This window comes from Streptomyces sp. NBC_00083, assembly GCF_026343295.1.
Taxonomy (GTDB): Bacteria; Actinomycetota; Actinomycetes; order Streptomycetales; family Streptomycetaceae; genus Streptomyces.
Genome location: NZ_JAPELY010000001.1, coordinates 1062103 through 1083820, shown reverse-complemented (window position 1 = coordinate 1083820; position 21718 = coordinate 1062103). Strand labels below are relative to the sequence as shown.

The following is a 21718-nucleotide window of genomic DNA, read 5'->3' as shown; positions in this document are numbered from 1 at the left end:
GTTCGCGTACTGATCCGGCAAGTCTGCCCGATGGACGCGAGGAGCCCCGCTACCAGCGCGGCAGCGCCGGCGTCGTCCACCCCTCGTGCCCCGGTGCCCGCCGCATCGCGGCCGCGTCGTCGCGGTCGCGCAGGGCGCCGTCGTCCTCCAGCCAGCGCCGGTGCAGCCGGGCCAGTTCGGCGCGGTCGAGCCGCACGCCGAGGCCGGGCGCGTCCGACACGGTCAGGCGCCCCGCGTGGAACTCGTGCCGGGCGGTGATCACGTCCTCGGTCTGCCACGGGTAGTGGCTGTCGCAGGCGTAGTCGAGGTTGGGGACGGTCGCGGCGACGTGCGTCATCGCGGCGAGGCTGATCCCCAGGTGCGTGTTGGAGTGCATGGAGAGGCCGACGCCGAACGTCCGGCAGATCGCGGCGAGTTCACGGGTGTTGCGCAGCCCGCCCCAGTAGTGGTGGTCGGACAGGACGACCTGGACGGCGTCGCTCAGGAACGCCTCGCGGATCTCGGGGAACGTCGTCACGCACATGTTGGTGGCGAGCGGTACCGCCGTGCCCCGGGAGACCTCGGCCATCGCGGCGGTGCCCGGCGCCGGGTCCTCCAGGTACTCCAGTACGTCACCGAGTTCGGCGGCGACGCGCAGCGAGGTCGCCGGGGTCCAGCCGCCGTTGGGGTCGAGCCGGAGCGGGTGGCCGGGGAAGGCGGCGGCGAGGGCCCGGACCGCGGCGACCTCCTGCTCGGGCGGGAGGACACCGCCCTTGAGCTTGAAGGAGCGGAAGCCGTACGCGTCCACGAAGCGGCGGGCCTGCGCCACGATCCCGGCGGGGTCGAGGGCCGCGCCCCACTCGTCCTTCTCGCCCGCGCCGCCCGGGTGTTCGGCCCAGCGGTAGAAGAGATAGGCGCTGTACTCGACGGAGTCGCGGACCTTGCCGCCGAGCAGGGTGTGGACCGGTACGTCCCGGATCGTGCCGAGCGCGTCGAGGCAGGCGACCTCGAAGGCGGAGACGACGGACAGGCGCAGCTTGTCGGCGGTCTGGGCGCCGCGCAGCCCGCCGACGTCGACCGCGTGGTCGATCCGGGAGTCGTCGACCGCGATGCCGTTCATCAACGTGAACAGTCCGTTGAGGTCGGCGACGTCGTGGCCGGTCAGGGCGGCGGCGTAGGGCCGGGCGAGTTCGAGGTATTTCGTGTCGCCGTACGTCTCGCCGATCCCGACGACGCCGCCGGCCGTGACGACCTCGACGATCAGGCGGGGCGTGTACGGCTGGTGCACGCCCTGGACGTTGAGCAGCGGGGGGTCGGCGACCAGAACGGGGGTGAGCCGCACCTCGGCGATCCGCCGCGTCCGCGCCCCGCGCGCTCCGTGCGCGCCCTGCGATCCCTCTGATTCCTGCGATCCCTCTGATCCCTGCACGGCCCAACCTTCTTCGCAGTAGCCCGTCCACCAATGCCGTCCATCAATGCAAATAGAGACTAGATATGTGAACGAGAGGGCGTCAAGGATCCACGCGCCGCCGAGCGCCCCCAACCCGCCCCTCCCCGAACGGAATTCGCCCGTTTACCCGCCCGTTCCCCGGCCAAACGAAACGTGACCCAGATCACGTCGTTCCGGCTTTTCGCGCGCTCCGGGCGCTTGATACAAATTGGGCCCGCGTTCCCGTACAACACCGGGCGCCTCCCCCCTCTTTGACCTCCCTGCCCCACGGGCACTGTTCCTTGGAACGCCCATGTCCGCACGCCCTCGTGCCGCCTGGCCTCTGGTCGCCGTCTTCACCGCCGGTTACCTCGCCGCGTACCTCCTTCCCACCGTCGTCGGCCGTCTCTCGGCCGGCCTCGGACTCTCCCCCGCCGAAGCCGGACTCGTCGGCTCCACCCTCCTGTTGAGCTCGGCGACCGCCGGTTTCACGCTCGCCTCGCGGGTCGAGCGGCACGGACCGCGCCGGCTCGCCAGACTGGGGCTGCTCCTCGCGGTCACCGGGTACGGAGCCGCCGCGCTCACCACCCTGATCCCGCTCGTCGTGGCCGGCGCGGTCGTCGGCGGGCTCGGCTCCGGCACCGCCACGGCGGTCGCGGCGGCCGGCATCGCCGCCCAGCGCGATCCGCACCGCGCCTCCACGCTCGGCCTGCTCTCGGTCTCCGCGACGGCCGGCGCGCTCTACCTGACCATCCCTCATCTCGGCGGCGGCCACGCCACCCCGCTCGCCGCGATCGCGGTCGTCGCGGCGCTCGTGTGGCCCACCACGCGGTTCCTTCCGGGCGCGTACGGGTCGGGCAGGCCGGTGGAGAGCGCCGGCGCCGCGCCCGGCGTCCGGCTTCCTCACCGGCGCTCCGGCACGGTCCTCGCCGCGACGATGCTCTGCTGGTCACTGGCGCAGAACGCGCTGTGGGGCGTCAGCGGGCGGATCGGCCTCACCCAGGCCGGCCTCAGCGAGGTCACCGTCGGCATGGTCTTCGCGGCCGGGCTCGGCGCGGGGCTGCTCGGCGTGCTCGGCGCGGGTGCGCTCGGCGCGCGGCTCGGGCGGGCGGTGCCGATCGGGGCGGGCACGGCGGTCATCGCGGCGTGCATCGTGGCGAGTTCGTCCGCGCGGGGCCTCCTCTCCTTCGCGAGCGGCGAGATCCTGTGGAATGTCTTCTACCCGGTGGTCCTGTCCTACCTCATCGGACTCTCCGCCTCGCTCGACCCGCACGGCCGCTGGGCGGTCCTCGCCGGGTCGGCGTCCTCGCTCGGGGTGGCCTGCGGGCCACTCACGGGCAGCCTGCTCTCGCAGTACGCGGGGTACAGCGGCATGGGGTACGTGCTGTGCGCGCTGCTGCTGCTCATCGCGGCGCCGCTCAGCGCGGTGGCGGTGCACACGTCCGGGCGGCCGCTGGTGCCGGGGTCGATCCGGCGCCGCGGTGGTACGCCGGCGGCGGTCGTCGCGGGCCGGGCCGGGGCGTCCGCGGCGCTGCTCCCGCAGATCGGGGTGCCGGAGCAGGAGGTCGCGGAGATCCCGATCGCCTCCCGCGCGAGACGCCGCCGCAAGGTCCTGGCGTCGTAGCCCCCTCTCCCCGCCCCGCCCCTCCCCTCCGGGGGGCGGGGCGGCGTGGGCTGAGGCTGTCCATGCCGCCCGGCACCGGTACCGCCAGGGGCGCGGGGGCTGCTGCTGTCCACGCCGCCCGGCACCGGTACCGCCAGGGGCGCGGGGGCTGCTGCTGTCCACGCCGCCCGGCACCGGTACCGCCAGGGGCGCGGGGAACTGCGCGGGAAGCGGGCACGGTCCGCAGCCGGGCCCCTGGGGCTCCGCCCCAGACCCCGTCCGCGCCTGAAGGGCGCTCGTCCTCAAACGCCGAACCGGCTGGGTGGCCCGCATGGGCCGGGGTCGAGCAGTTCAGGGACGCGGGGAACTGCGCGGACAAGCCCCGGCGGGGTTACGACTCCGGGAAGGTGTACGCGTCGACCTCGCTCAGGTACCGCGCCCGGCGCGGCTCGTCGTCCTCGAGGAACGACGCCACGAACGAGTTCCGCGCCAACTCCCGCACCCGCTCCCGCTCAAGCCCCAACGCCCCCCGCACCGCGAGCAACGTATCGTCGGCGTACCCCCCGAAATACGCCGGATCGTCGGAGTTGACCGTGCACACCAGCCCCGCGTCCATCATCGCCCGCAGCGGATGGTCCTCCAGCGCCTCGACCGCACGCAGCCGTACGTTCGACAGCGGGCACAGCGTCAGCGGGACGCGGTCCCGGACCAGGCGGGCCACCAGCGCCGGGTCCTCCAAGGCGCGCAGGCCGTGGTCGATCCGCTCCACACCGAGCACGTCGAGCGCCTCGGTGATGTACGCCGGCGGCCCCTCCTCGCCCGCGTGCGCGACCCTGCGCAGCCCGAGGGCGGCCGCCGCCTCGTACACCGCGCGGAACTTGGCCGGCGGATGGCCGACCTCCGCCGAATCGAGCCCGATGCCCGTGATCCGGTCCAGGTAGGGCCGCGCCGCCTCCAGCGTGAGCAGCGCCGACTCCGCCGACTCGTCGCGCAGGAAACACATGATGAGCCGGGTCGACACCCCGTGGCGCTCCTCGCTCGTGGCCAGGGCCCGCCCCAGGCCCTCCACCACCGTGCCCATCGGGACGCCCCGCGCGATGTGCGCCTGCGGGTCGAAGAAGATCTCGGCGTGCCGCACGCCCTGCGCGGCGGCCCGCGCCAGATACGCGTCGGCGAGCGCCGCGAAGTCGTCCTCGGTGCGCAGGACCCGCATCAGCGAGTAGTACAGGTTCAGGAAGGACTGGAGGTCGTCGAAGCTGTACGCCTCGCGCAGCTCCTCGGTGTCGGCGTACGGCAGCTCGACGCCGTTGCGCGCGGCGAGTTCGAAGGCCAGCTCGGGTTCGAGGGTGCCTTCGATGTGGAGGTGGAGTTCGGCCTTGGGGATGGGCATGGGGGGATTCCTTGCGGTGGTGCGTGAAGGGCGTGCGGTGGGGTGGTGGTGCCGGCCCGGCGGGCCTACGCCGCGCGTTTGGGCAGCGGGACCCGGATCAGGTCGGCGGCGACGGTCAGCTCGCCCTCGTACCCGGCGGCACGGGCCTGCCGCTCGAACTCCTCGGGATCCGCGTACCGCTGCGAGAAGTGGGTGAGGACCAGATGGCGCACGCCCGCGTCACGGGCCACCGCGGCGGCCTGGCCTGCCGTCAAGTGGCCGTGATCGGTGGCGAGTTGGATGTCCCCGTCCAGGAACGTCGACTCGATGACCAGCATGTCGCAGCCCTGCGCGAGTTCGTTGACGCCCGCGCACAGACGGGTGTCCATGACGAACGCGAACCGCTGACCGCGCCGGACCTCGCTGACGTCGTCAAGGGTGACACCGTTCAGCTCGCCCTCGCGCTGGAGGCGCCCCACGTCGGGGCCCGCGATGCCGCGCTCGGCGAGCAGTTCGGGCAGTATGCGGCGGCCGTCGGGCTCGACCAGCCGGTAGCCGTACGACTCGACGGGGTGCGAGAGACGGCGGGCGTCCAGGGTGTACGAGGCCGTCGCGGCCAGCACCGCCCCGTCGCCCGCGACCGGCTCCTGGCCCAGCCGGACGGACTCGCGGTAGGCGGTGGCGTACCGCAGCCGCTCGAAGAAGTGCTCGCCGCTGAGCGGGTAGTGCGCGGTGACGGGGTGCGGGACCCGGTCGAGGTTGATCCGCTGGATCACCCCGGCCAGGCCGAGCGAGTGGTCGCCGTGGAAGTGCGTGACGCAGATCCGGTTGATGTCGTGCGCGGCGACCCCGGCCCGCAGCATCTGGCGCTGCGTGCCCTCGCCGGGGTCGAAGAGGATGCCCTCGCCGTCCCAGCGCAGCAGGTAGCCGTTGTGGTTGCGGTGCCGGGTGGGCACCTGGCTCGCGGTGCCGAGCACCACCAATTCACGTACGGACACGGTGAGTTGCCTTGCTGTGCGGGATGCGGGGGTGGCGCTGCGGGGCGGTACGGGTCGTTATCCGGGGGGCCACTGGAGGCCGCGGCCGCCCAGCACGTGCACGTGCGCGTGGAAGACGGTCTGGCCCGCGCCGCTGCCGGTGTTGAACACGAGCCGGTAGCCGCTTTGGTCGGCGCCCTCCTGCCGGGCGACCTCGCCGGCCTCCCGTACGACGTCCGCGAGGATCGCCGGCTCGGCGGCAGCGAGCGAGGCGGCGTCCGGGTGGTGGACCTTGGGGATGACCAGGACGTGGGTGGGGGCCTGGGGGTTGATGTCCCGGAACGCCACCGTCGTCCCGGTCTCGCGCACGACGGTCGCCGGGACGTCGCCCGAGACGATTTTGCAGAACAGGCAGTCGGCCTGCGGCTCTCCGGCCACGGTCCGGTCCTCCTTGGTCGCGTTGATCAGGTAACCGCATGCTACTCAACGCGTTCGGGAGGGCGGCTCCGGTTCCGGCCGGGGCGGGTCGCGGGCGGGGCGGGGGCGGCCTATTTGCCGCGGAAGGACTCGGTGACGGTCACGGTGGCCGTCACCGTGACCGTGACCGCGGCCGTGGGGCCGCCGCCCGGGTGGGAGGTCGTGCGGCCGGGCGTGGTGGGGGCGGGTGCGTCGCAGTCGCCCAGGACGGAGGAGCGGAAGACGGTCTTCCCGGCCACCTTGGCCGTCAGGTCGCCCTTCACGCAGCGGCCCTCGACCTCCTGGGTGACCTTTCCCTTGACGGTGATCGCCCTGCCGTCCTTGGTCTCGCCCTGGCAGTCCACGTCGGCGACGTCCTTCGTGGTGGCGGCGGCCGAAGGCGTCGCGCTCGCACCGCGGTTGAGGTCGGCGTGACAGGTCAGCCACTTGATGTCGACGTGGTGGTGCTCCAGCTCGGTGGTGGCGGCCTGCTCCGTGGTGAGCGCGACGGCGGCGGAGTTGAGCCCGCCGACGGGGTCACAGGCGGTGAGGCCCGCGACGGCGAGGGCGAGCGCGGGTACGAGTGCGGCCGGCACGAGTGCGGTGCGGCGCGGGATGCGGTGTGACCTCTTGGCCCCCATGGCCGTCAGGGTGCCACCGCGGTGCCGGGTGCGGAAGCCCTCTTGCGGCCATCCCACCCACCCGAACCCCGGGCTCCGCCCCTGCAGCATTGCCCCCTGCGGGCCGCGGACGACCGTTCGCGCAGTTCCCCGCGCCCCTATCGGGGTTGGCCTTGGCAGCATGCCCAGCATCGGCATACCCAGCCCGTCCGGCGATTGAGGACGAGCGCCCTTCAGGCGCGAACGGGGTCTGGGGCGGAGCCCCAGCAAACCCCGCCTTCGCCTGCGGACCGGTGGGTCGACGCGCGAACCGGGGTCTGGGGCAGAGCCCCGGGGTCAGGACCAGCGGCCTGTTCGGGTCATCAGGAGCGCCGCCGCCACCGTGCCCGCCGTCGACGTGCGGAGCACGCTCCCGCCCAGGCGGTGCGGCTTCGCGCCCGCCGCGGCGAAGGCGGACAGTTCGTCCGGGGAGACCCCGCCCTCGGGGCCCACCACCAGGACGATCTCTCCGGTCGCGGGGAGGTCCGCCGTGGCCAGCGCGGCCGACGCCACGTCGCGGTCCTCGTGCAGGACGACCGCCAGGTCCGCCTCGGCCAGCAGGGCCGCGACCTGCTTCGTGGTCAGGGCGTCCCGCACGTCCGGGAAGCGGACGCGGCGTGACTGCTTCCCGGCCTCGCGGGCCGTACTGCGCCATTTCGCCAGGGACTTGGCGCCGCGCTCGCCCTTCCACTGGGTGATGCAGCGCCCCGCCTGCCACGGCACGATCACGTCGACACCGGTCTCGGTCATCGTCTCCACGGCGACCTCCCCCCGGTCGCCCTTGGGCAGCGCCTGCACCACGGTGATCCGTACCGCGGGCTGGGCCTCGCTCGCGCACGCGGTGACCCGTACGGTCAGGCGGTCCTTGCCCTCGGCGGCCACGACGACCGCGTCCGCCCAGTTCCCGGCGCCGTCGGTGAGGGTGACCTCCTCGTCGGGGCGCAGCCGCTTGACGGAGACCGCGTGCCGGCCCTCCGCGCCGTCCAGGACGTACTCGCCGCCGCCCGGCACCGAATCGACGACGAAGACCGGGGCGGTCATGACGTGCTCCTCTTGTTCTTCAGCTGCTGCAGGTTCGCGGTCAACTCGGCCGCCGCGTCGTCGAGTTCCAGGGCCAGGACCTCCACGAGCCGGGCCGCCGGGAGCTCGCGGGCCAGCCGGTGGCCCTGGCCCGCCCAGAGCGCCATGCCCTGGGGGTCGCCGGCCGCGGCGGCGGCCTTGCGCAGGCCCGAGGTGATCTGGTGCACCTGGGGGTAGGCGGCGGGGGCGTACGGGCCGTGCTCGCGCATGAAGCGGTTCACCAGGCCCCGGGCGGGCCGCCCGGAGAACGCCCGCGTCACCTCCGTACGCACGAAGAGCGGGTTGGTCAGGGCCTGCTTGTGCAGGACGTTCGCGCCGGACTCGGGGCACGCGAGGAACGCCGTGCCCAGCTGCGCCGCGTCCGCGCCCGCCGCGAGCACCGCCGCGATCTGGGCGCCGCGCATCAGGCCGCCCGCCGCGACGATCGGGAGCTGGACGCTCTCGCGTACGAGAGTGATCAGCGAGAGCAGTCCGAGGCCCGCTCCGCCGGTCTGGGGGTCGTCGCGGTAGGTGCCCTGGTGGCCGCCCGCCTCGATGCCCTGCACACACACCGCGTCCGCGCCCGCCCACTGCGCGGCCTGCGCCTCCTGCGGCGTCGTCACCGTGACGATCGTGTACGTGCCGACCTTCGCGAACGCGTCGATGACGGAGCGCTCGGGGCAGCCGAAGGTGAACGAGACGACCGGCACCGGGTCCTCGCGCAGAATGGCGAGCTTGGCCTCGTAGTTGTCGTCGCCCCCGGTGTCGGGGTCGCCGAGCGGGGTGTCGTACCAGGTCGACTCGCCCGCGAGCTGGTGGCGGTAGACCTCGATCGCGGCCGGGTCCGTGTGCGGCTCCTGCGGCATGAACAGGTTGACACCGAAGGGCTGGCCGGTGAGGCCGCGCACCTGCTTGATCTCCTGGTACATGCCGTCGGCGGTCTTGTACCCGGCGGCCAGGAATCCGAGCCCTCCGGCCTCGGAGACGGCCGCGGCCAGCGCCGGACCGGAGGCGCCGCCCGCCATGGGCGCCTGCACGATCGGATACCGGCAGAGATCGGTCAAAGCCATGCTCGCATCGTGCCACGGTGTTGCTCCCGCGCCGAATCGCCCTCCCCTGCCGGGGTGGGCGACCCGGGCCGCCGGAGCGGGAAAGGGGGCCCCGGGGGTCGCCCCCCGTAGCCCCCTTGTCGCGGCTCAGCGTCCGTTTCAGCGCCCGTTGAACGCGTCCTTCAGACGGGAGAACAGGCCCTGCTGGCCCGGCTGGAACTGGCCCGTGGGCCGTTCCTCGCCGCGCAGCTTCGCCAGCTGGCGCAGGAGGTCCTCCTGCTGCGGGTCGAGCTTGCTCGGCGTCAGGACCTCGACGTGCACGATGAGGTCGCCGCGCCCGCCGCCGCGCAGATGCGTGATGCCGCGGCCGTGCAGCGGGATGGACTGGCCGGACTGGCTGCCCGGACGGATGTCCACGTCCTCCATGCCGTCGAGCGTCTGGAGCGGCACCTTGGTGCCGAGCGACGCCGCCGTCATGGGGATGGTGACCGTGCAGTGCAGGTCGTCGCCACGGCGCTGGAACACGTCGTGCGGCAGCTCGTGGATCTCCACGTACAGGTCGCCCGCGGGGCCGCCACCCGGGCCGACCTCGCCCTCGCCCGCGAGCTGGATCCGGGTGCCGTTGTCGACACCGGCCGGGATCTTCACGGTGAGGGTGCGCCGCGAGCGGATGCGGCCGTCGCCGGCGCACTCCGGGCACGGGGTGGGGACGACGGTGCCGAAGCCCTGACACTGGGGGCAGGGCCGCGAGGTCATGACCTGACCGAGGAAGGAGCGGGTGACCTGGGACACCTCGCCGCGACCGCGACACATGTCACAGGTCTGCGCGGAGGTGCCGGGGGCCGCGCCCTCGCCCGAACAGGTCGTGCACACCACGGCGGTGTCGACCTGGATCTCCTTGGTGGTGCCGAAGGCCGCCTCGTTGAGGTCGATCTCCAGGCGGATCATGGCGTCCTGGCCGCGGCGGGTCCGCGAGCGCGGTCCGCGCTGCGATGCCGTGCCGAAGAAGGCGTCCATGATGTCCGAGAAGTTGCCGAAGCCGCCCGCGCCGAAGCCGCCGGCTCCGCCGCCGCCCGACGACGACAGCGGGTCCCCGCCGAGGTCGTAGACCTGCTTCTTCTGCGGGTCCGACAGGACCTCGTACGCGGCGTTGATCTCCTTGAAGCGCTCCTGCGTCTTCGGATCCGGATTCACATCCGGGTGGAGTTCGCGTGCGAGGCGCCGGAACGCCTTCTTGATCTCGTCCTGTGATGCGTCGCGGCGCACGCCGAGTACGGCGTAGTAGTCCGTGGCCACTTACGACTCCGCCAGGATCTGTCCGACGTAACGTGCCACTGCGCGTACCGCTCCCATCGTTCCGGGGTAATCCATGCGGGTCGGTCCGACCACGCCGAGTTTGGCGACCGCCTCGCCGCCGGAACCGTAGCCGACCGAGACGACGGACGTGGAGTTCAGTCCTTCATGGGCGTTGTTCTCGTGCCCGATGCGTACGGTCATGCCCGATTCCTTGGCCTCGCCGAGCAGCTTGAGGAGCACGACCTGCTCCTCAAGTGCTTCCAGCACCGGCCTGATGGTCAGCGGGAAGTCGTGTCCGAAGCGGGTGAGATTGGCGGTGCCGCCGATCATCAGCCGCTCCTCGGTCTCTTCGACCAGGGTTTCGAGGAGGGTGGCGAGGACCGTCGTGACGGTTCCCCGGTCCTCCGGTTCAAAGGACTCCGGCAGGTCCTGCACGAGCTGCGGCACGTCCGCGAAGCGGCGCCCCACCACCCGTGCGTTGAGCCGGGCCCGCAGGTCCGCGAGCGCGGTCTCGCCGAACGGCGCCGGGCAGTCGACCATGCGCTGCTCGACCCGGCCGGTGTCCGTGATCAGCACCAGCATCAGCCGGGCCGCCGCGAGCGAGAGGAGCTCCACGTGCCGCACGGTGGACCGGGTCAGCGACGGGTACTGGACGACCGCCACCTGCCGGGTCAGCTGCGCGAGCAGCCGTACCGTGCGGGCCACGACGTCGTCCAGGTCGACCGCGCTGTCCAGGAAGTTCTGGATGGCGCGGCGCTCCGGCGACGACAGGGGCTTGACGCCCGCGAGCCGGTCGACGAAGAGCCGGTAGCCCTTGTCGGTCGGGATGCGGCCGGCGCTGGTGTGGGGCTGGGCGATGAAGCCCTCCTCCTCCAGGACGGCCATGTCGTTGCGCACGGTCGCCGGGGAGACGCCGAGCGCGTGCCGCTCGGTCAGGGCCTTGGAGCCCACCGGCTCCTCGGTGCCGACGTAGTCCTGGACGATGGCGCGCAGCACCTCGAGCCTGCGTTCACTGAGCATCGCGCACACCTCCAGTTGCCGTCCGTTTGGCACTCACTGTGTTCGAGTGCCAGCAATCCCCCGGTCAGTGTACGGCCGACCGGTGCACCCCTAGCAAGGGCGGCCGACCACGCTACCGTGCGCGTCGCCCCTCGATTGCGGATAGCGTCGCGTCATGGACGTCAGTTGGGAAGGGTTCGGCTGGGAGCGGCTCGGTGCCGGGGTCGGGCGCAGACGCCTGCCGGGCTGGGACGCGACGGCCGGACTGATCGCCGGAGAGGACTCGCTTTTCCTCTACGACACCGGCGCGACGCTGCGCGAGGGCGCCGAACTGCGGGCGCAGGCCGAGGCGCTCTTCGGCCGCCGTGTGACCCATATCGCGCTCAGCCATCCCCATTTCGACCACGTCCTCGGCACGGCGGCCTTCTCCGGGGCCGAGGTGTACGGGGCCGTCGGCATCGAGCGTGCCCTCGCCCGCGACGAGATCCGTGCGGACGCGGTGCGGGAGGGGGTGTCCGAGCGGGACGCGGCCGAGGCGGCGGACCTTCTGGTGCTTCCGCACCACGCGGTGTCCGGCGAATGGACGCTCGACCTGGGCGGCCGCCAAGTGCTGCTCGCCAATGTGGGGCCGGGGCACAGCGGGCACGATCTGGTGGCGCTCGTCCCCGCGGGCCCGGGGTCGCGGGAGATCGTCTTCTGCGGCGACCTGGTGGAGGAGTCGGGCGAACCGCAGGCCGGCCCCGACGCGGTGCCCGCGCGCTGGCCCGACGCCCTCGACCGGCTGCTCGCGCTGGGCGGCGAGCAGGCGCTGTACGTGCCGGGTCACGGGGCCGTGGTGGACGCCGCCTTCGTACGCGCCCAGCGTGACCAACTCGCCGTCAGATTCGGCGTGTCGTAGCGGCGGCCGCCCGTATCGTCTGACGCATGCGCAGCTACAGCCCCGATCTCACCCCGCCGTGGAAGAAGAAGCAGGCGCCCGCTCCGGAGGTGGCCGCCGAGACCGATCTCGTGGTCGAGGAGGTGTCCACGGGGTTCTGCGGGGCGGTGATCCGCTGCGAGAAGACGGCGCAGGGGCCGACGGTCACCCTGGAGGACCGCTTCGGCAAACACCGGGTCTTCCCGATGGAGCCGCGCGGCTTCCTGCTCGAAGGCCGGGTCGTCACGCTGGTACGCCCCTCGGCCGCCGCGCCCGCGCCGGTACGCCCCTCCCGCACCGCGTCCGGCTCGGTGGCCGTGCCCGGGGCGCGGGCGCGGGTCGCCCGTGCCGGCCGGATCTACGTCGAGGGCCGGCACGACGCGGAGCTCGTGGAGCGGGTGTGGGGCGACGACCTGCGGATCGAGGGCGTCGTCGTGGAGTACCTGGAGGGCATCGACGACCTTCCGGCGATCGTCGCCGAGTTCGCCCCCGGGCCGGACGCGCGGCTCGGTGTCCTGGTGGACCACCTGGTGCCGGGCTCGAAGGAGTCCCGCATCGCCGCGTCCGTGAACCATCCGGACGTGCTGGTCGTCGGGCACCCCTACATCGACGTGTGGGAGGCGGTGAAGCCGGCGTCGGTGGGGATCGCGGGGTGGCCGGTGGTGCCGCGGGGGCAGGACTGGAAGACGGGGGTGTGCCGGGCGCTGGGGTGGCCCGAGAACACGGGGGCGGCGTGGCAGCGGATCCTGTCGGGCGTGCGGTCCTATCGCGACCTGGACCCGTCCCTGCTCGGCTCCGTGGAGCACCTGATCGACTTCGTCACCGCCCCCTGACCGACCACGCGCGACCGCTCGACGCCGGGTGCCCTACAGAGCGCGACCGCTCGACGCCGGGTGCCTACGTCTTTAGGGGCGCGGGGAACTGCGCGGGTGCCCCAGCACGGTCCGCAGACGTAAGGCGGGGTTGCTGGGGCTCCGCCCCAGGCCCCGGGGGATGCCCCACCCCACCCCTTCCCGAAACCCTCCGGGGGTTAGGAATCGGCTGAGGTACAGATTCCTGGGGCTCCGCCCCAGACCCCGTTCGCGCCTTAAGGGCGCTCGTCCTCAAACGCCGGACCGGCTGAAGATGCCTAGACCGGGCACCCTGCCAAGGGGGAGGGATGCCGATGCCGGGCGCCCTGCCAAGGGTGAGGAATGCCGATGCCGGGCGCCCTGCCAAAGGGTGAGGGATGCCGAGGCGGGCCACCCTGCCAAGGGGCAGCCCACCCAGGGGCGCGGGGAACTGCGCGGGCGTACCCGGAAGCCGCACCGTTCGCTCAGTCGACCAGGTCCCGGACGACCGCATCGGCAAGCAGCCGCCCCCGCAGAGTCAGAACCGCCCGCCCCGCCGCGAAGGCGGACTCCGACAGCAGCCCGGCCCCCACCGCGCCCCGCGCCGCGGACAGCCCCGCCGGCCGCAGCAGGCTCAGCGGGCACCCCTCGCGGAGCCGCAGCTCCAGGAGGATGCGCTCCACCCGGCGGTCCTCCGCGGACAGCAGCTCCCGCCCGGCACCGGGCGAGCGGCCACCCGCCAGCGCGGCGGCATACGCACCCGGGTGCTTCACGTTCCACCACCGCACCCCGCCCACGTGGCTGTGGGCGCCCGGCCCGGCCCCCCACCAGTCCGCCCCGCGCCAGTACAGCTCGTTGTGCAGGCAGCGGCCGGCCTCCGTGGTCGCCCAGTTGGAGACCTCGTACCAGGAGTAGCCCGCCGCCCCCAGCACCTCGTCCGCGATGAGGTAGCGGTCCGCGTGCTCGTCGTCGTCCGTCATCGGGACCTCGCCCCGCCGGATACGGCGGGCCAGCTGGGTGCCCTCCTCGACGATGAGGGCGTACGCGCTGATGTGGTCGGGCCCGGCGCCGACGGCGGCGGTCAGCGAGGCCCGCCAGTCGTCGTCGCTCTCGCCCGGCGTGCCGTAGATGAGGTCCAGGTTGACGTGGTCGAACCCCGCCGCGCGCGCCTCGGCGACGCACGCCTCGGGGCGGCCCGGCGTGTGCGTACGGTCGAGGACCTTCAGGACGTGCTGCCGGGCGCTCTGCATGCCGAAGGAGACCCGGTTGAACCCGCCGGCCCGCAGCTCCGCCAGGTACGCGGGGTCCACCGACTCGGGGTTCGCCTCGGTCGTCACCTCCGCGTCGTCGGCGAGGCCGAATTCGTCGCGTACCGCCGCCAGCATCCGTACGAGGTCGGACGCCGCGAGCAGGGTCGGGGTGCCGCCGCCGACGAACACCGTCCGCACCGGGCGCGGGTCACCGTCGAGCACCTTGCGGGCGAGGCGGATCTCCTCGACGACCATGTCCGCGTAGTTGTCGCGGGAGGCCAGCACACCGCCCTTGCCGACGAGTTCGCTCGCCGTGTACGTGTTGAAGTCGCAGTAGCCGCAGCGCGTCGCGCAGTACGGCACGTGCAGATAGAACCCGAGCGGCCGCTCCCCGGCGCCCTCCAGGGCGTGGCGGGGCAGCGACCCGTCCTCGGGCATGGGCTCACCATCGGGCAGTACGGAAGGCATGCCCCCATTGTCCGGCACGCCGGAAGCGGCCGGGCCCCCGGAGGGAGCCCGCCCCGCCTCCACCCGCTCAGGCCTCCCGGGACCCCGCGTACATCTCGTCGATCAGCGCCCGGTACTCGCGCTCCACCACCGGCCGCTTCAGCTTGAGGCTGGGGGTCAGCTCGCCGTGCTCGACGTCGAGGTCGCGCGGGAGCAGCCGGAACTTCTTGATCGTCTGCCAGCGCTGGAGCCCCTCGTTGAGGCGCTTCACATAGCCCTCGACCATCTCCACCGTCTGCGGCGCCGCCACCACGTCGGCGTACGAGCCGGTGATGCCCTGCTCCTTGGCCCAGCCGAGGATGGTGGGCTCGTCGAGGGAGATGAGCGCGGTGCAGAAGTTCCGGTCGGCGCCGTGCACCAGGATGTTGGAGACGAACGGGCAGACCGCCTTGAACTGGCCCTCGACCTCGGCCGGCGCGATGTACTTGCCGCCGGAGGTCTTGATGAGGTCCTTCTTGCGGTCGGTGATCCGCAGGTAGCCGTCGGCGGACAGCTCGCCGATGTCGCCGGTGTGGAACCAGCCGTCGGACTCCAGGACCTCGGCGGTCTTCTCGGGCAGCTGGTGGTAGCCCTCCATGATGCCGGGGCCGCGCAGCAGGATCTCGCCGTCGTCCGCGATGCGCACCTCTGTGCCGGGCAGCGGCTTGCCGACGGTGCCGGTGCGGTAGGACTCGCCCGGGTTGACGAAGGACGCGGCGGACGACTCGGTGAGGCCGTAGCCCTCCAGGATGTGGATGCCGGCGCCGGCGAAGAAGAAGCCGATGTCCGGAGCGAGCGCGGCGGAGCCGGAGATGCAGGCCCTCAGCCGGCCGCCGAACGCCTCGCGGATCTTGCTGTAGACCAGCGCGTCGGCGACCTTGTGCTTGGCGGCGAGCGCGAAGGGCGCGCCGGAGCGGCCGGTGCGGCGGTAGTTGTCCTGGCTGACCTTGGCGTACTCGCGGGCCACCTCGGCCGCCCACTGGAAGATCTTGTACTTGGCGCCGCCGCCCTCCCGGGCCTTGCCCGCGATGCCGTTGTAGACCTTCTCGAAGATGCGCGGCACGGCGGCCATGTAGGTGGGCTGGACCACCGGCAGATTGGTGATGATCTTGTCGATGCGGCCGTCGACCGCGGTGACGTGACCGACCTCGATCTGTCCGGAGGTCAGCACCTTGCCGAAGACGTGGGCGAGCGGCAGCCAGAGGTACTGGACGTCCTCGCCGGTGATGAGGCCGGTCGACGCGATCGCCTTGGCCATGTAGGACCAGTTGTCGTGCGGCAGCCGGACGCCCTTGGGGCGGCCCGTGGTGCCGGAGGTGTAGATGAGGGTGGCGAGGCGGTCGGCGGTGATGGCCGCGATCCGCTCCTTGACCGTGCCGGGGTTCTTCTCCAGGTGGGCGGCGCCGCGCGCCTCCAGGTCGGCGAGGCTCAGCACCCAGCCCTCGGGGTCGCCGTCGGCGGGCTCGGCACCGGCCGGGTCGATCACCACGACGTGGCGGAGGTTCGGCAGCTCGGCGCGGCGCTCGCGGGCCTTGGCCAGCTGGGCGGCGTCCTCCGCGATCAGGACCCGGCTCTCGGAGTCAGCCAGGATGAACGCCGACTCCTCGGCGTTGGTGGAGGGGTAGATCGTGGTCGTGGCGGCGCCGGCGCACATCACGCCGAGGTCGGCCAGGATCCACTCGACGCGGGTGGAGGAGGCGAGGGCGACCCGCTCCTCGGCCCCGACGCCGAGGTCTGCCAGGCCCGCGGCGATGGCGTAGACCCGCTCGGCGGCCTGGGCCCAGCTCAGCGACTTCCACTCGTCGGGGGTGGTGCCCGCACCCGGTACCGGATAGCGGTAGGCCTCCGCGTCAGGCGTCGCGTCCACGCGCTGGACGAAGAGGGTCGCCACGGACGGCGGCCGGTTCTCGATCAAGGTCTGTGTGTCGCTCACGACGTCCTCCGGGCTGGCCTGCGGCAAGGCTGCGCGACTGGCTGGTTGTCCGAGTGTGGCTGGTGTCCGACGCTTGTTTAACTGGCGAGTAACCATCGGGCGTGATCAGAGTAGAGCGCCGTCGCCCGGCGCGTAAGGGGCAACGGAGAGTGGTTTCATAACGAACGGACCCCCGTGCGAAAGCCCGGGGGTCCGTTGTGACGATGGTGCGAAGAGCCCGTGATCAGGGGCGTGCTCCGGGCGTACTACTTCTTCTTGCCGCCCGAGTCGTCGCTGGAGAGCACGGCGATGAAGGCCTCCTGGGGCACCTCGACGGAGCCCACCATCTTCATGCGCTTCTTGCCTTCCTTCTGCTTCTCCAGCAGCTTGCGCTTGCGGGAGATGTCGCCGCCGTAGCACTTGGCGAGGACGTCCTTGCGGATGGCGCGGATCGTCTCGCGGGCGATGACCCGGGAGCCGATCGCGGCCTGGACGGGCACCTCGAAGGCCTGGCGCGGGATCAGCTCGCGCAGCTTGGCGACCAGGCGCACGCCGTACGCGTAGGCCGCGTCCTTGTGGCAGACCGCCGAGAAGGCGTCGACCTTGTCGCCGTGGAGCAGGATGTCGACCTTGACCAGGCTCGCGGCCTGCTCGCCGGTGGGCTCGTAGTCGAGCGAGGCGTAACCGCGCGTCTTGGACTTCAGCTGGTCGAAGAAGTCGAAGACGATCTCCGCGAGGGGCAGCGTGTAACGGATCTCGACGCGGTCCTCGGAGAGGTAGTCCATGCCGAGCAGGGTGCCGCGCCGGGTCTGGCACAGCTCCATGATCGAGCCGATGAACTCCGACGGGGCGAGGATGGTGGCCCGCACGACCGGCTCGTACACGTCCGAGATCTTGCCCTCGGGGAACTCGCTCGGGTTGGTGACGGTGACCTCCTTGCCGTCCTCCAGGACGACCCGGTACACCACGTTGGGCGCGGTGGCGATGAGGTCGAGGTTGAACTCGCGCTCCAGTCGCTCGCGGATCACGTCGAGGTGGAGCAGGCCGAGGAAGCCGACGCGGAAGCCGAAGCCGAGGGCGGCGGAGGTCTCCGGCTCGTACACCAGGGCGGCGTCGTTGAGCTGGAGCTTGTCGAGGGCCTCGCGCAGGTCCGGGTAGTCCGAGCCGTCCAGCGGATACAGACCGGAGAAGACCATCGGCTTCGGGTCCTTGTAGCCGCCGAGGGCGTCGGTCGCGCCGTTGTGCAGGCTGGTGATGGTGTCACCGACCTTGGACTGACGGACGTCCTTCACGCCGGTGATGATGTAGCCCACCTCGCCGACGCCGATGCCGTCGGCCGGAGTCATCTCCGGGGACGAGACGCCGATCTCCAGGAGCTCGTGGGTGGCGCCGGTCGACATCATGCGGATGCGCTCGCGCTTGTTGAGCTGGCCGTCGACCACCCGGACATAGGTGACGACGCCGCGGTAGGAGTCGTACACCGAGTCGAAGATCATCGCGCGGGCGGGCGCGTCGGCCACGCCGACCGGGGCGGGCACGTCACGCACCACGCGGTTCAGGAGCGCGTCCACGCCGACGCCGGTCTTCGCCGAGACCTTGAGCACGTCCTCGGGCTGGCAGCCGATGAGGTTGGCGAGCTCCTCGGAGAACTTCTCGGGCTGGGCGGCCGGCAGGTCGATCTTGTTGAGGACGGGAACGATGGTGAGGTCGTTCTCCATGGCCAGGTACAGGTTGGCCAGCGTCTGCGCCTCGATGCCCTGGGCGGCGTCCACCAGCAGGACGGTGCCCTCGCACGCGGCGAGCGAACGCGACACCTCGTACGTGAAGTCCACGTGACCCGGGGTGTCGATCATGTTCAGGATGTGGGCCCGGCCCTGGTCGGGGCCCTCGGAGGGGGCCCACGGCAGACGGACCGCCTGGGACTTGATCGTGATGCCGCGCTCGCGCTCGATGTCCATGCGGTCGAGGTACTGCGAGCGCATCTGCCGCTGGTCGACCACGCCGGTCAGCTGGAGCATCCGGTCGGCAAGGGTCGACTTGCCGTGGTCGATGTGGGCGATGATGCAGAAGTTGCGGATCAGCGCCGGGTCGGTACGGCTCGGCTCGGGCACGTTGGGAGGAGTCGCGGGCACGCAGGGTCCTGATTCTTGAGGCCCGCGGGTCTGATCGCGGCGCCTCGTCTCGGGTCGACGACGGTTCAATACGTAAGTAGCAGCCTCTATGGTCCCACGCCTGCGGGCCTGTGCTCGGTTTGGGCTGGTCGGGGGGCGGCTGATACCGTGGACAGCTGTGTCTCGTCACCCTTGTGGCGGCAGGACACGACCGAAGATCGAATCATCGAACCTGCAAAGGCTCTTTCGTGGCGAACATCAAGTCCCAGATCAAGCGGAACAAGACGAACGAGAAGGCGCGCCTGCGCAACAAGTCCGTCAAGTCCTCCCTGCGCACCTTCATCCGCAAGGCCAACGAGGCTGTCGTCGCCGGCGACGTCGAGAAGGCCACGGCTGCGACCCGCGCCGCTTCGCGTCAGCTGGACAAGGCTGTCTCGAAGGGTGTCATCCACAAGAACGCCGCCGCCAACAAGAAGTCGGCGCTGGCGCACAAGGTGGCCGGCCTCCAGGGCTGACGCACCCCGCTTCATCTGATCGACCCGCCCGACGGGATCAAGCGGCCCCTCTACCGCTCCCCGACGGCACCCCAGTGCCGCGCGCGGACGCGTTCGCCACGCGGGCGCGGTGCTAGTGAAAAGCAACGCGAAGGCCCCGTCGCCTCCTTCCCCAGGAGGCGACGGGGCCTTCGTGCTGTCGTGGTGCGGACGCGGCGTGCGCCCGGTGCGGCCCGCTCAGTGCGGTACGCGGCCGACCAGGTCGACGACCTCGCCGAGGAAACCCTCGTCGAGCATGGTGGACACGGCCGTGTCGCCCTCGTCGCGCAGCCCCGCGTCGTGGCAGGCCACCCCCACCAGATAGCCGCCGTCGAGCGTGAAGGTGTCGAAGGCCCACTCTCCGTGCGAGGCGGGTTCGCCCTGTGGGGTGAGGAGCGTGGTGGCCTCCTCGTCGAAGCCGAACTGGGTGAAGCCCATCCGCATGCCCTGCCCGAGCGCCTTGGTGTACGCCTCCTTCAGGGTCCAGGTCCGCACCAGGCCGCGCTGCTGCTCGGCCTCGTCGAGACCGGAGAGCCAGCGCCGCTCGGCGGGGGTGCACAGATGGCGCTGGACGGCGGAGTACTGGATGCGGCGGTCGGCCAGCTCGGTGTCGACGCCGACCCGGCCGCGCCGGTTGAGGCCCACCACGAGCAGGTCCCTGGTGTGGCTGAGGCTGACCTCGATCTGGTCGCAGCCGCGCAGATAGGGGCGCCCGCCCGCCTTGGAGGCGAGCTCCACCGTCTCGGGCGGGGTCTGCAGGGCGGCGCCCGCGGTGTACTTCACCAGGAGGCGGGACGCGGCGAATCGGTCGCGGGCCTCGGGGTCGGGGAGGTTGTTGAGGCGCTGCCAGTCGCGGGGGCCGAGCAGGGGCCGCAGCTGGGGGTCGGCGATGGCCGCGGGCAGCCAGTCCCGCCAGTTCGCGTGCACCACGACGTGGCCGTGCCACGCCATGGACTGCCGCACCCGGCTCCATGGGCTGTCGGGTCCCGGCATCAGAAGGGGTTCGGCGATGCCCGTCCTTGTGAGGGGGCTCATGGGGTACCTGCTTCCGCCAGAGGCGCGTCGTGAAGATCGAAACTGCGGCCGGCCCGGAACCGCGCCAGCAGCTCCTCCGCCACCCGGTCGACGCAGTCCGGTGGCGGCGGAGGAAGGGTGAGGCCGAGCCTGCGTCCGTAGCGGTGCAGCGCGAGCACCAGCCAGGCGGGGTCGGCGAGGAATCCGGGGGTGGCCCGGTGGTGCTCCCACACCGCGAGGGCGGCGCCGGCCGCGGACAGCACGGAGTGCCGGTCGGCGAGGGCGGCGGTGGCGGGGCTCGCGAGCGCGGCCCGGTCGCCGGGTTCGATGAGCAGGCACGCCTCGCGCACGGCGAGGAGGTCGGCGTGGAAGGCGGCGGCCATCGTGCGGAGCACCTCGCCGTACGGCCCGTCGGGCGCGGAGCCGGCGAGGCGGGCCGCGGACGCGGTGAGCGACGCGGAGAGGAAGTCGCCGCCGCCCGCGACTTCGAGGCCGCCGATGTCGAGGTGGGGCACGGGTTCGGTGGTGCGGAACAGGGCGGCCGGGGGTTCGGGCTCGCTCCCCCAGGAGTGCCGGGCCAGGACGGGGAGTTGGGGGATGACCACGGCCTGGCAGGAGGCGGTTCCGGCGTGGCCGAGCCCGGCGGCGGGCAGGTCGCGCAGGAGCTTGGTGAGCATGCCCTGGTCGGTGTCGCGGCTGTAGCCGCCGGCGCCGAGGACGGTGGCGAGTTCCTCCAGGTCGTCCCTGAGCAGATCCGGTACGAGGTACTTGAGTTCGGCCGCGGCCAGGTGGGCCGCGCCGGGCAGCAGGGACAGGGCGCGCAGCACGGCGGTGGCCATGGCGTCGCCCGCGAGCAGATCGGCGAACACCCCGGCCAGGACGCCGCGTTGGCGCCGTCCGAGGCTCTCCCCGGCGAGCGCGGCCCGCACGGCGGCGCGCAGTACGGTGTCGACGGAGGCGATGACGGCCCCGGTGATCAGCGTGCGGTTGAGCTGGAAGGTGCGCAGGGCGAGCCGTACGCCCGCGCCGAGTTCGCCGACGAGGGCGCCGTCGGGCACCTCGCACTCGTCGAACGCGTACCCGGCGAAGCGGCAGCCGCGCATGCCGGTGGTGGGTTTGCGCTTGAGCAACTGGACGCTGTCGGGCGGCAGTTGGGCCGGGTCGAGCAGGAACACCGAGTGGGATGCGGGGCCCGGCGCGGGGTCGGTGCGGATGTGGGCGACGACGGCGCCCGCGCGTTCGGCGTTGATGACGACGTCCTTGCGGCCGTCCAGGACGAAGCCGCCCGAGTACTGCATGGCGGTGAGTTCGCCGCGCAGCATCGCGGTGCCGTGGGCGAGCGAGCGGTGCACGATCGCCGCGCGGCCGCCCCCCACCAGGAGCTTCGCGACGCTCTCGCGCTGTCCGGGCGTGCCCGCGGCGAAGACGGGGGCGGCCGCGAACAGCGAGGTGATGCCGTAGCCGAAGGCGAGGGCGACATCGCGGCGGAAGACCGGGCGCAGCATTCGCATCAGCTGGTCGGCGTCGCGCAGCCGGCCGCCGAGCGAGAGCGGCACCAGCTCGGCGCCGAATCCCACTTCGTCGAGCAACTCCTCTGCCGCGCCGAGGAGTTCACTGTTCCCGTCGGCGGCGAGCAGCGCACGGAAGCCCAGCGGGTTGGCGGGGTCGCAGGGGTCGCCGAAGCGGAATTCGAGCCGCTCGGCGCGCAGTCGGGCGTCGGGGTGGGGGGCCGGGCGTGCGCCGGGGCCGGGCGTGTCCGGGTCGGTGGCCCGGACGATGGTGTCGGGCATG

General features: G+C 72.4%; 18 protein-coding genes. 4 read left to right on the top strand and 14 right to left on the bottom strand.

The genetic code is table 11. The annotated features are described in order from the left end of the window. Positions 1-49: 49 nt before the first annotated feature. Positions 50-1330, bottom strand: coding sequence for a glucarate dehydratase family protein (locus OOJ98_RS04610; protein WP_267055510.1), 1281 nt, complete (start codon positions 1328-1330; stop codon positions 50-52). A gap of 391 nt (positions 1331-1721) precedes the next feature. Here OOJ98_RS04610 and OOJ98_RS04605 point away from each other — a divergent pair, with 391 nt between their 5' ends. Continuing rightward, positions 1722-3032, top strand: coding sequence for an MFS transporter (locus OOJ98_RS04605; RefSeq protein ID WP_267053317.1), 1311 nt, complete (start codon positions 1722-1724; stop codon positions 3030-3032). A 370-nt stretch (positions 3033-3402) separates the two neighbouring features. Here the strand turns inward: OOJ98_RS04605 and OOJ98_RS04600 are convergent, their stop codons facing one another. The 8 genes from OOJ98_RS04600 to hrcA form a co-directional block, all read right to left on the bottom strand. Then, positions 3403-4401, bottom strand: coding sequence for an adenosine deaminase (locus OOJ98_RS04600; RefSeq protein WP_267053316.1), 999 nt, complete (start codon positions 4399-4401; stop codon positions 3403-3405). Between the two features lie 65 nt (positions 4402-4466). Continuing rightward, entirely contained in the window at positions 4467-5378 is a 912-nt protein-coding gene (locus tag OOJ98_RS04595; protein ID WP_267053315.1) for a ribonuclease Z, read from the bottom strand. 57 nt (positions 5379-5435) lie between these two features. Next, positions 5436-5795: a histidine triad nucleotide-binding protein gene (locus tag OOJ98_RS04590; RefSeq protein WP_267053314.1), complete on the bottom strand. Its 360-nt coding sequence runs from the start codon at positions 5793-5795 to the stop codon at positions 5436-5438. Between the two features lie 110 nt (positions 5796-5905). After that, positions 5906-6454, bottom strand: a complete 549-nt coding sequence (locus tag OOJ98_RS04585; protein ID WP_267053313.1) for a hypothetical protein — start codon at positions 6452-6454, stop codon at positions 5906-5908. A 315-nt stretch (positions 6455-6769) separates the two neighbouring features. Further along, positions 6770-7513 carry a 16S rRNA (uracil(1498)-N(3))-methyltransferase gene (locus tag OOJ98_RS04580; RefSeq protein WP_267053312.1) on the bottom strand — a complete coding sequence of 248 codons (744 nt, stop codon included), beginning with the start codon at positions 7511-7513 and terminating at the stop codon, positions 6770-6772. Then, positions 7510-8601, bottom strand: coding sequence for a nitronate monooxygenase (locus OOJ98_RS04575; protein WP_267053311.1), 1092 nt, complete (start codon positions 8599-8601; stop codon positions 7510-7512). The genes OOJ98_RS04580 and OOJ98_RS04575 overlap by 4 nt, the downstream gene beginning before the upstream one ends. Positions 8602-8739: 138 nt before the next feature. Beyond that, positions 8740-9876 (bottom strand): molecular chaperone DnaJ, encoded by a 1137-nt coding sequence (dnaJ, locus tag OOJ98_RS04570; protein WP_267053310.1) that lies wholly within the window; start codon positions 9874-9876, stop codon positions 8740-8742. After that, positions 9877-10896 (bottom strand): heat-inducible transcriptional repressor HrcA, encoded by a 1020-nt coding sequence (hrcA, locus tag OOJ98_RS04565; RefSeq protein ID WP_267053309.1) that lies wholly within the window; start codon positions 10894-10896, stop codon positions 9877-9879. A 154-nt stretch (positions 10897-11050) separates the two neighbouring features. Here hrcA and OOJ98_RS04560 point away from each other — a divergent pair, with 154 nt between their 5' ends. Continuing rightward, a complete protein-coding gene (locus OOJ98_RS04560; protein WP_267053308.1) occupies positions 11051-11773 on the top strand; it encodes an MBL fold metallo-hydrolase in 723 nt (240 codons plus the stop codon). Positions 11774-11799: 26 nt separating this feature from the next. Next, a complete protein-coding gene (locus OOJ98_RS04555; RefSeq protein ID WP_267053307.1) occupies positions 11800-12624 on the top strand; it encodes a DUF3097 domain-containing protein in 825 nt (274 codons plus the stop codon). Positions 12625-13106: 482 nt separating this feature from the next. Here the strand turns inward: OOJ98_RS04555 and hemW are convergent, their stop codons facing one another. The 3 genes from hemW to lepA all read right to left on the bottom strand — a co-directional run bounded on the left by hemW (position 13107) and on the right by lepA (position 18401). Further along, positions 13107-14339 carry a radical SAM family heme chaperone HemW gene (gene hemW, locus OOJ98_RS04550; protein ID WP_267053306.1) on the bottom strand — a complete coding sequence of 411 codons (1233 nt, stop codon included), beginning with the start codon at positions 14337-14339 and terminating at the stop codon, positions 13107-13109. 67 nt (positions 14340-14406) lie between these two features. Beyond that, on the bottom strand, positions 14407-16290 hold the full coding sequence (locus OOJ98_RS04545) for a long-chain fatty acid--CoA ligase (protein WP_267053305.1): 1884 nt from the start codon (positions 16288-16290) through the stop codon (positions 14407-14409). Positions 16291-16535: 245 nt separating this feature from the next. After that, positions 16536-18401 (bottom strand): translation elongation factor 4, encoded by a 1866-nt coding sequence (lepA, locus tag OOJ98_RS04540; RefSeq protein ID WP_267053304.1) that lies wholly within the window; start codon positions 18399-18401, stop codon positions 16536-16538. Positions 18402-18628: 227 nt separating this feature from the next. On the opposite strand from lepA, the gene rpsT reads away from it, so the two are divergent. Then, positions 18629-18895: a 30S ribosomal protein S20 gene (gene rpsT, locus OOJ98_RS04535; protein WP_267053303.1), complete on the top strand. Its 267-nt coding sequence runs from the start codon at positions 18629-18631 to the stop codon at positions 18893-18895. 216 nt (positions 18896-19111) lie between these two features. Here the strand turns inward: rpsT and OOJ98_RS04530 are convergent, their stop codons facing one another. Beyond that, positions 19112-19948, bottom strand: a complete 837-nt coding sequence (locus tag OOJ98_RS04530) for a 4'-phosphopantetheinyl transferase superfamily protein (protein ID WP_267053302.1) — start codon at positions 19946-19948, stop codon at positions 19112-19114. Continuing rightward, complete coding sequence (locus OOJ98_RS04525) at positions 19945-21717, bottom strand: acyl-CoA dehydrogenase (protein ID WP_267053301.1); 1773 nt, start codon at positions 21715-21717, stop codon at positions 19945-19947. Before OOJ98_RS04525 ends, OOJ98_RS04530 begins: the two co-directional genes overlap by 4 nt. Between the last annotated feature and the right edge of the window lies 1 nt (position 21718).

Coding starts and splice junctions, on each gene's coding strand:
- OOJ98_RS04530 (WP_267053302.1), bottom strand. CDS start 19,948: ATGAGCCCCCTCACAAGGACGGGCATCGCCGAACCCCTTCTGATGCCG.
- OOJ98_RS04555 (WP_267053307.1), top strand. CDS start 11,800: ATGCGCAGCTACAGCCCCGATCTCACCCCGCCGTGGAAGAAGAAGCAG.
- OOJ98_RS04600 (WP_267053316.1), bottom strand. CDS start 4,401: ATGCCCATCCCCAAGGCCGAACTCCACCTCCACATCGAAGGCACCCTC.
- OOJ98_RS04585 (WP_267053313.1), bottom strand. CDS start 6,454: ATGGGGGCCAAGAGGTCACACCGCATCCCGCGCCGCACCGCACTCGTG.
- OOJ98_RS04580 (WP_267053312.1), bottom strand. CDS start 7,513: ATGACCGCCCCGGTCTTCGTCGTCGATTCGGTGCCGGGCGGCGGCGAG.
- OOJ98_RS04575 (WP_267053311.1), bottom strand. CDS start 8,601: ATGGCTTTGACCGATCTCTGCCGGTATCCGATCGTGCAGGCGCCCATG.
- hrcA (WP_267053309.1), bottom strand. CDS start 10,896: ATGCTCAGTGAACGCAGGCTCGAGGTGCTGCGCGCCATCGTCCAGGAC.
- hemW (WP_267053306.1), bottom strand. CDS start 14,339: ATGCCTTCCGTACTGCCCGATGGTGAGCCCATGCCCGAGGACGGGTCG.
- OOJ98_RS04605 (WP_267053317.1), top strand. CDS start 1,722: ATGTCCGCACGCCCTCGTGCCGCCTGGCCTCTGGTCGCCGTCTTCACC.
- OOJ98_RS04560 (WP_267053308.1), top strand. CDS start 11,051: ATGGACGTCAGTTGGGAAGGGTTCGGCTGGGAGCGGCTCGGTGCCGGG.
- OOJ98_RS04525 (WP_267053301.1), bottom strand. CDS start 21,717: ATGCCCGACACCATCGTCCGGGCCACCGACCCGGACACGCCCGGCCCC.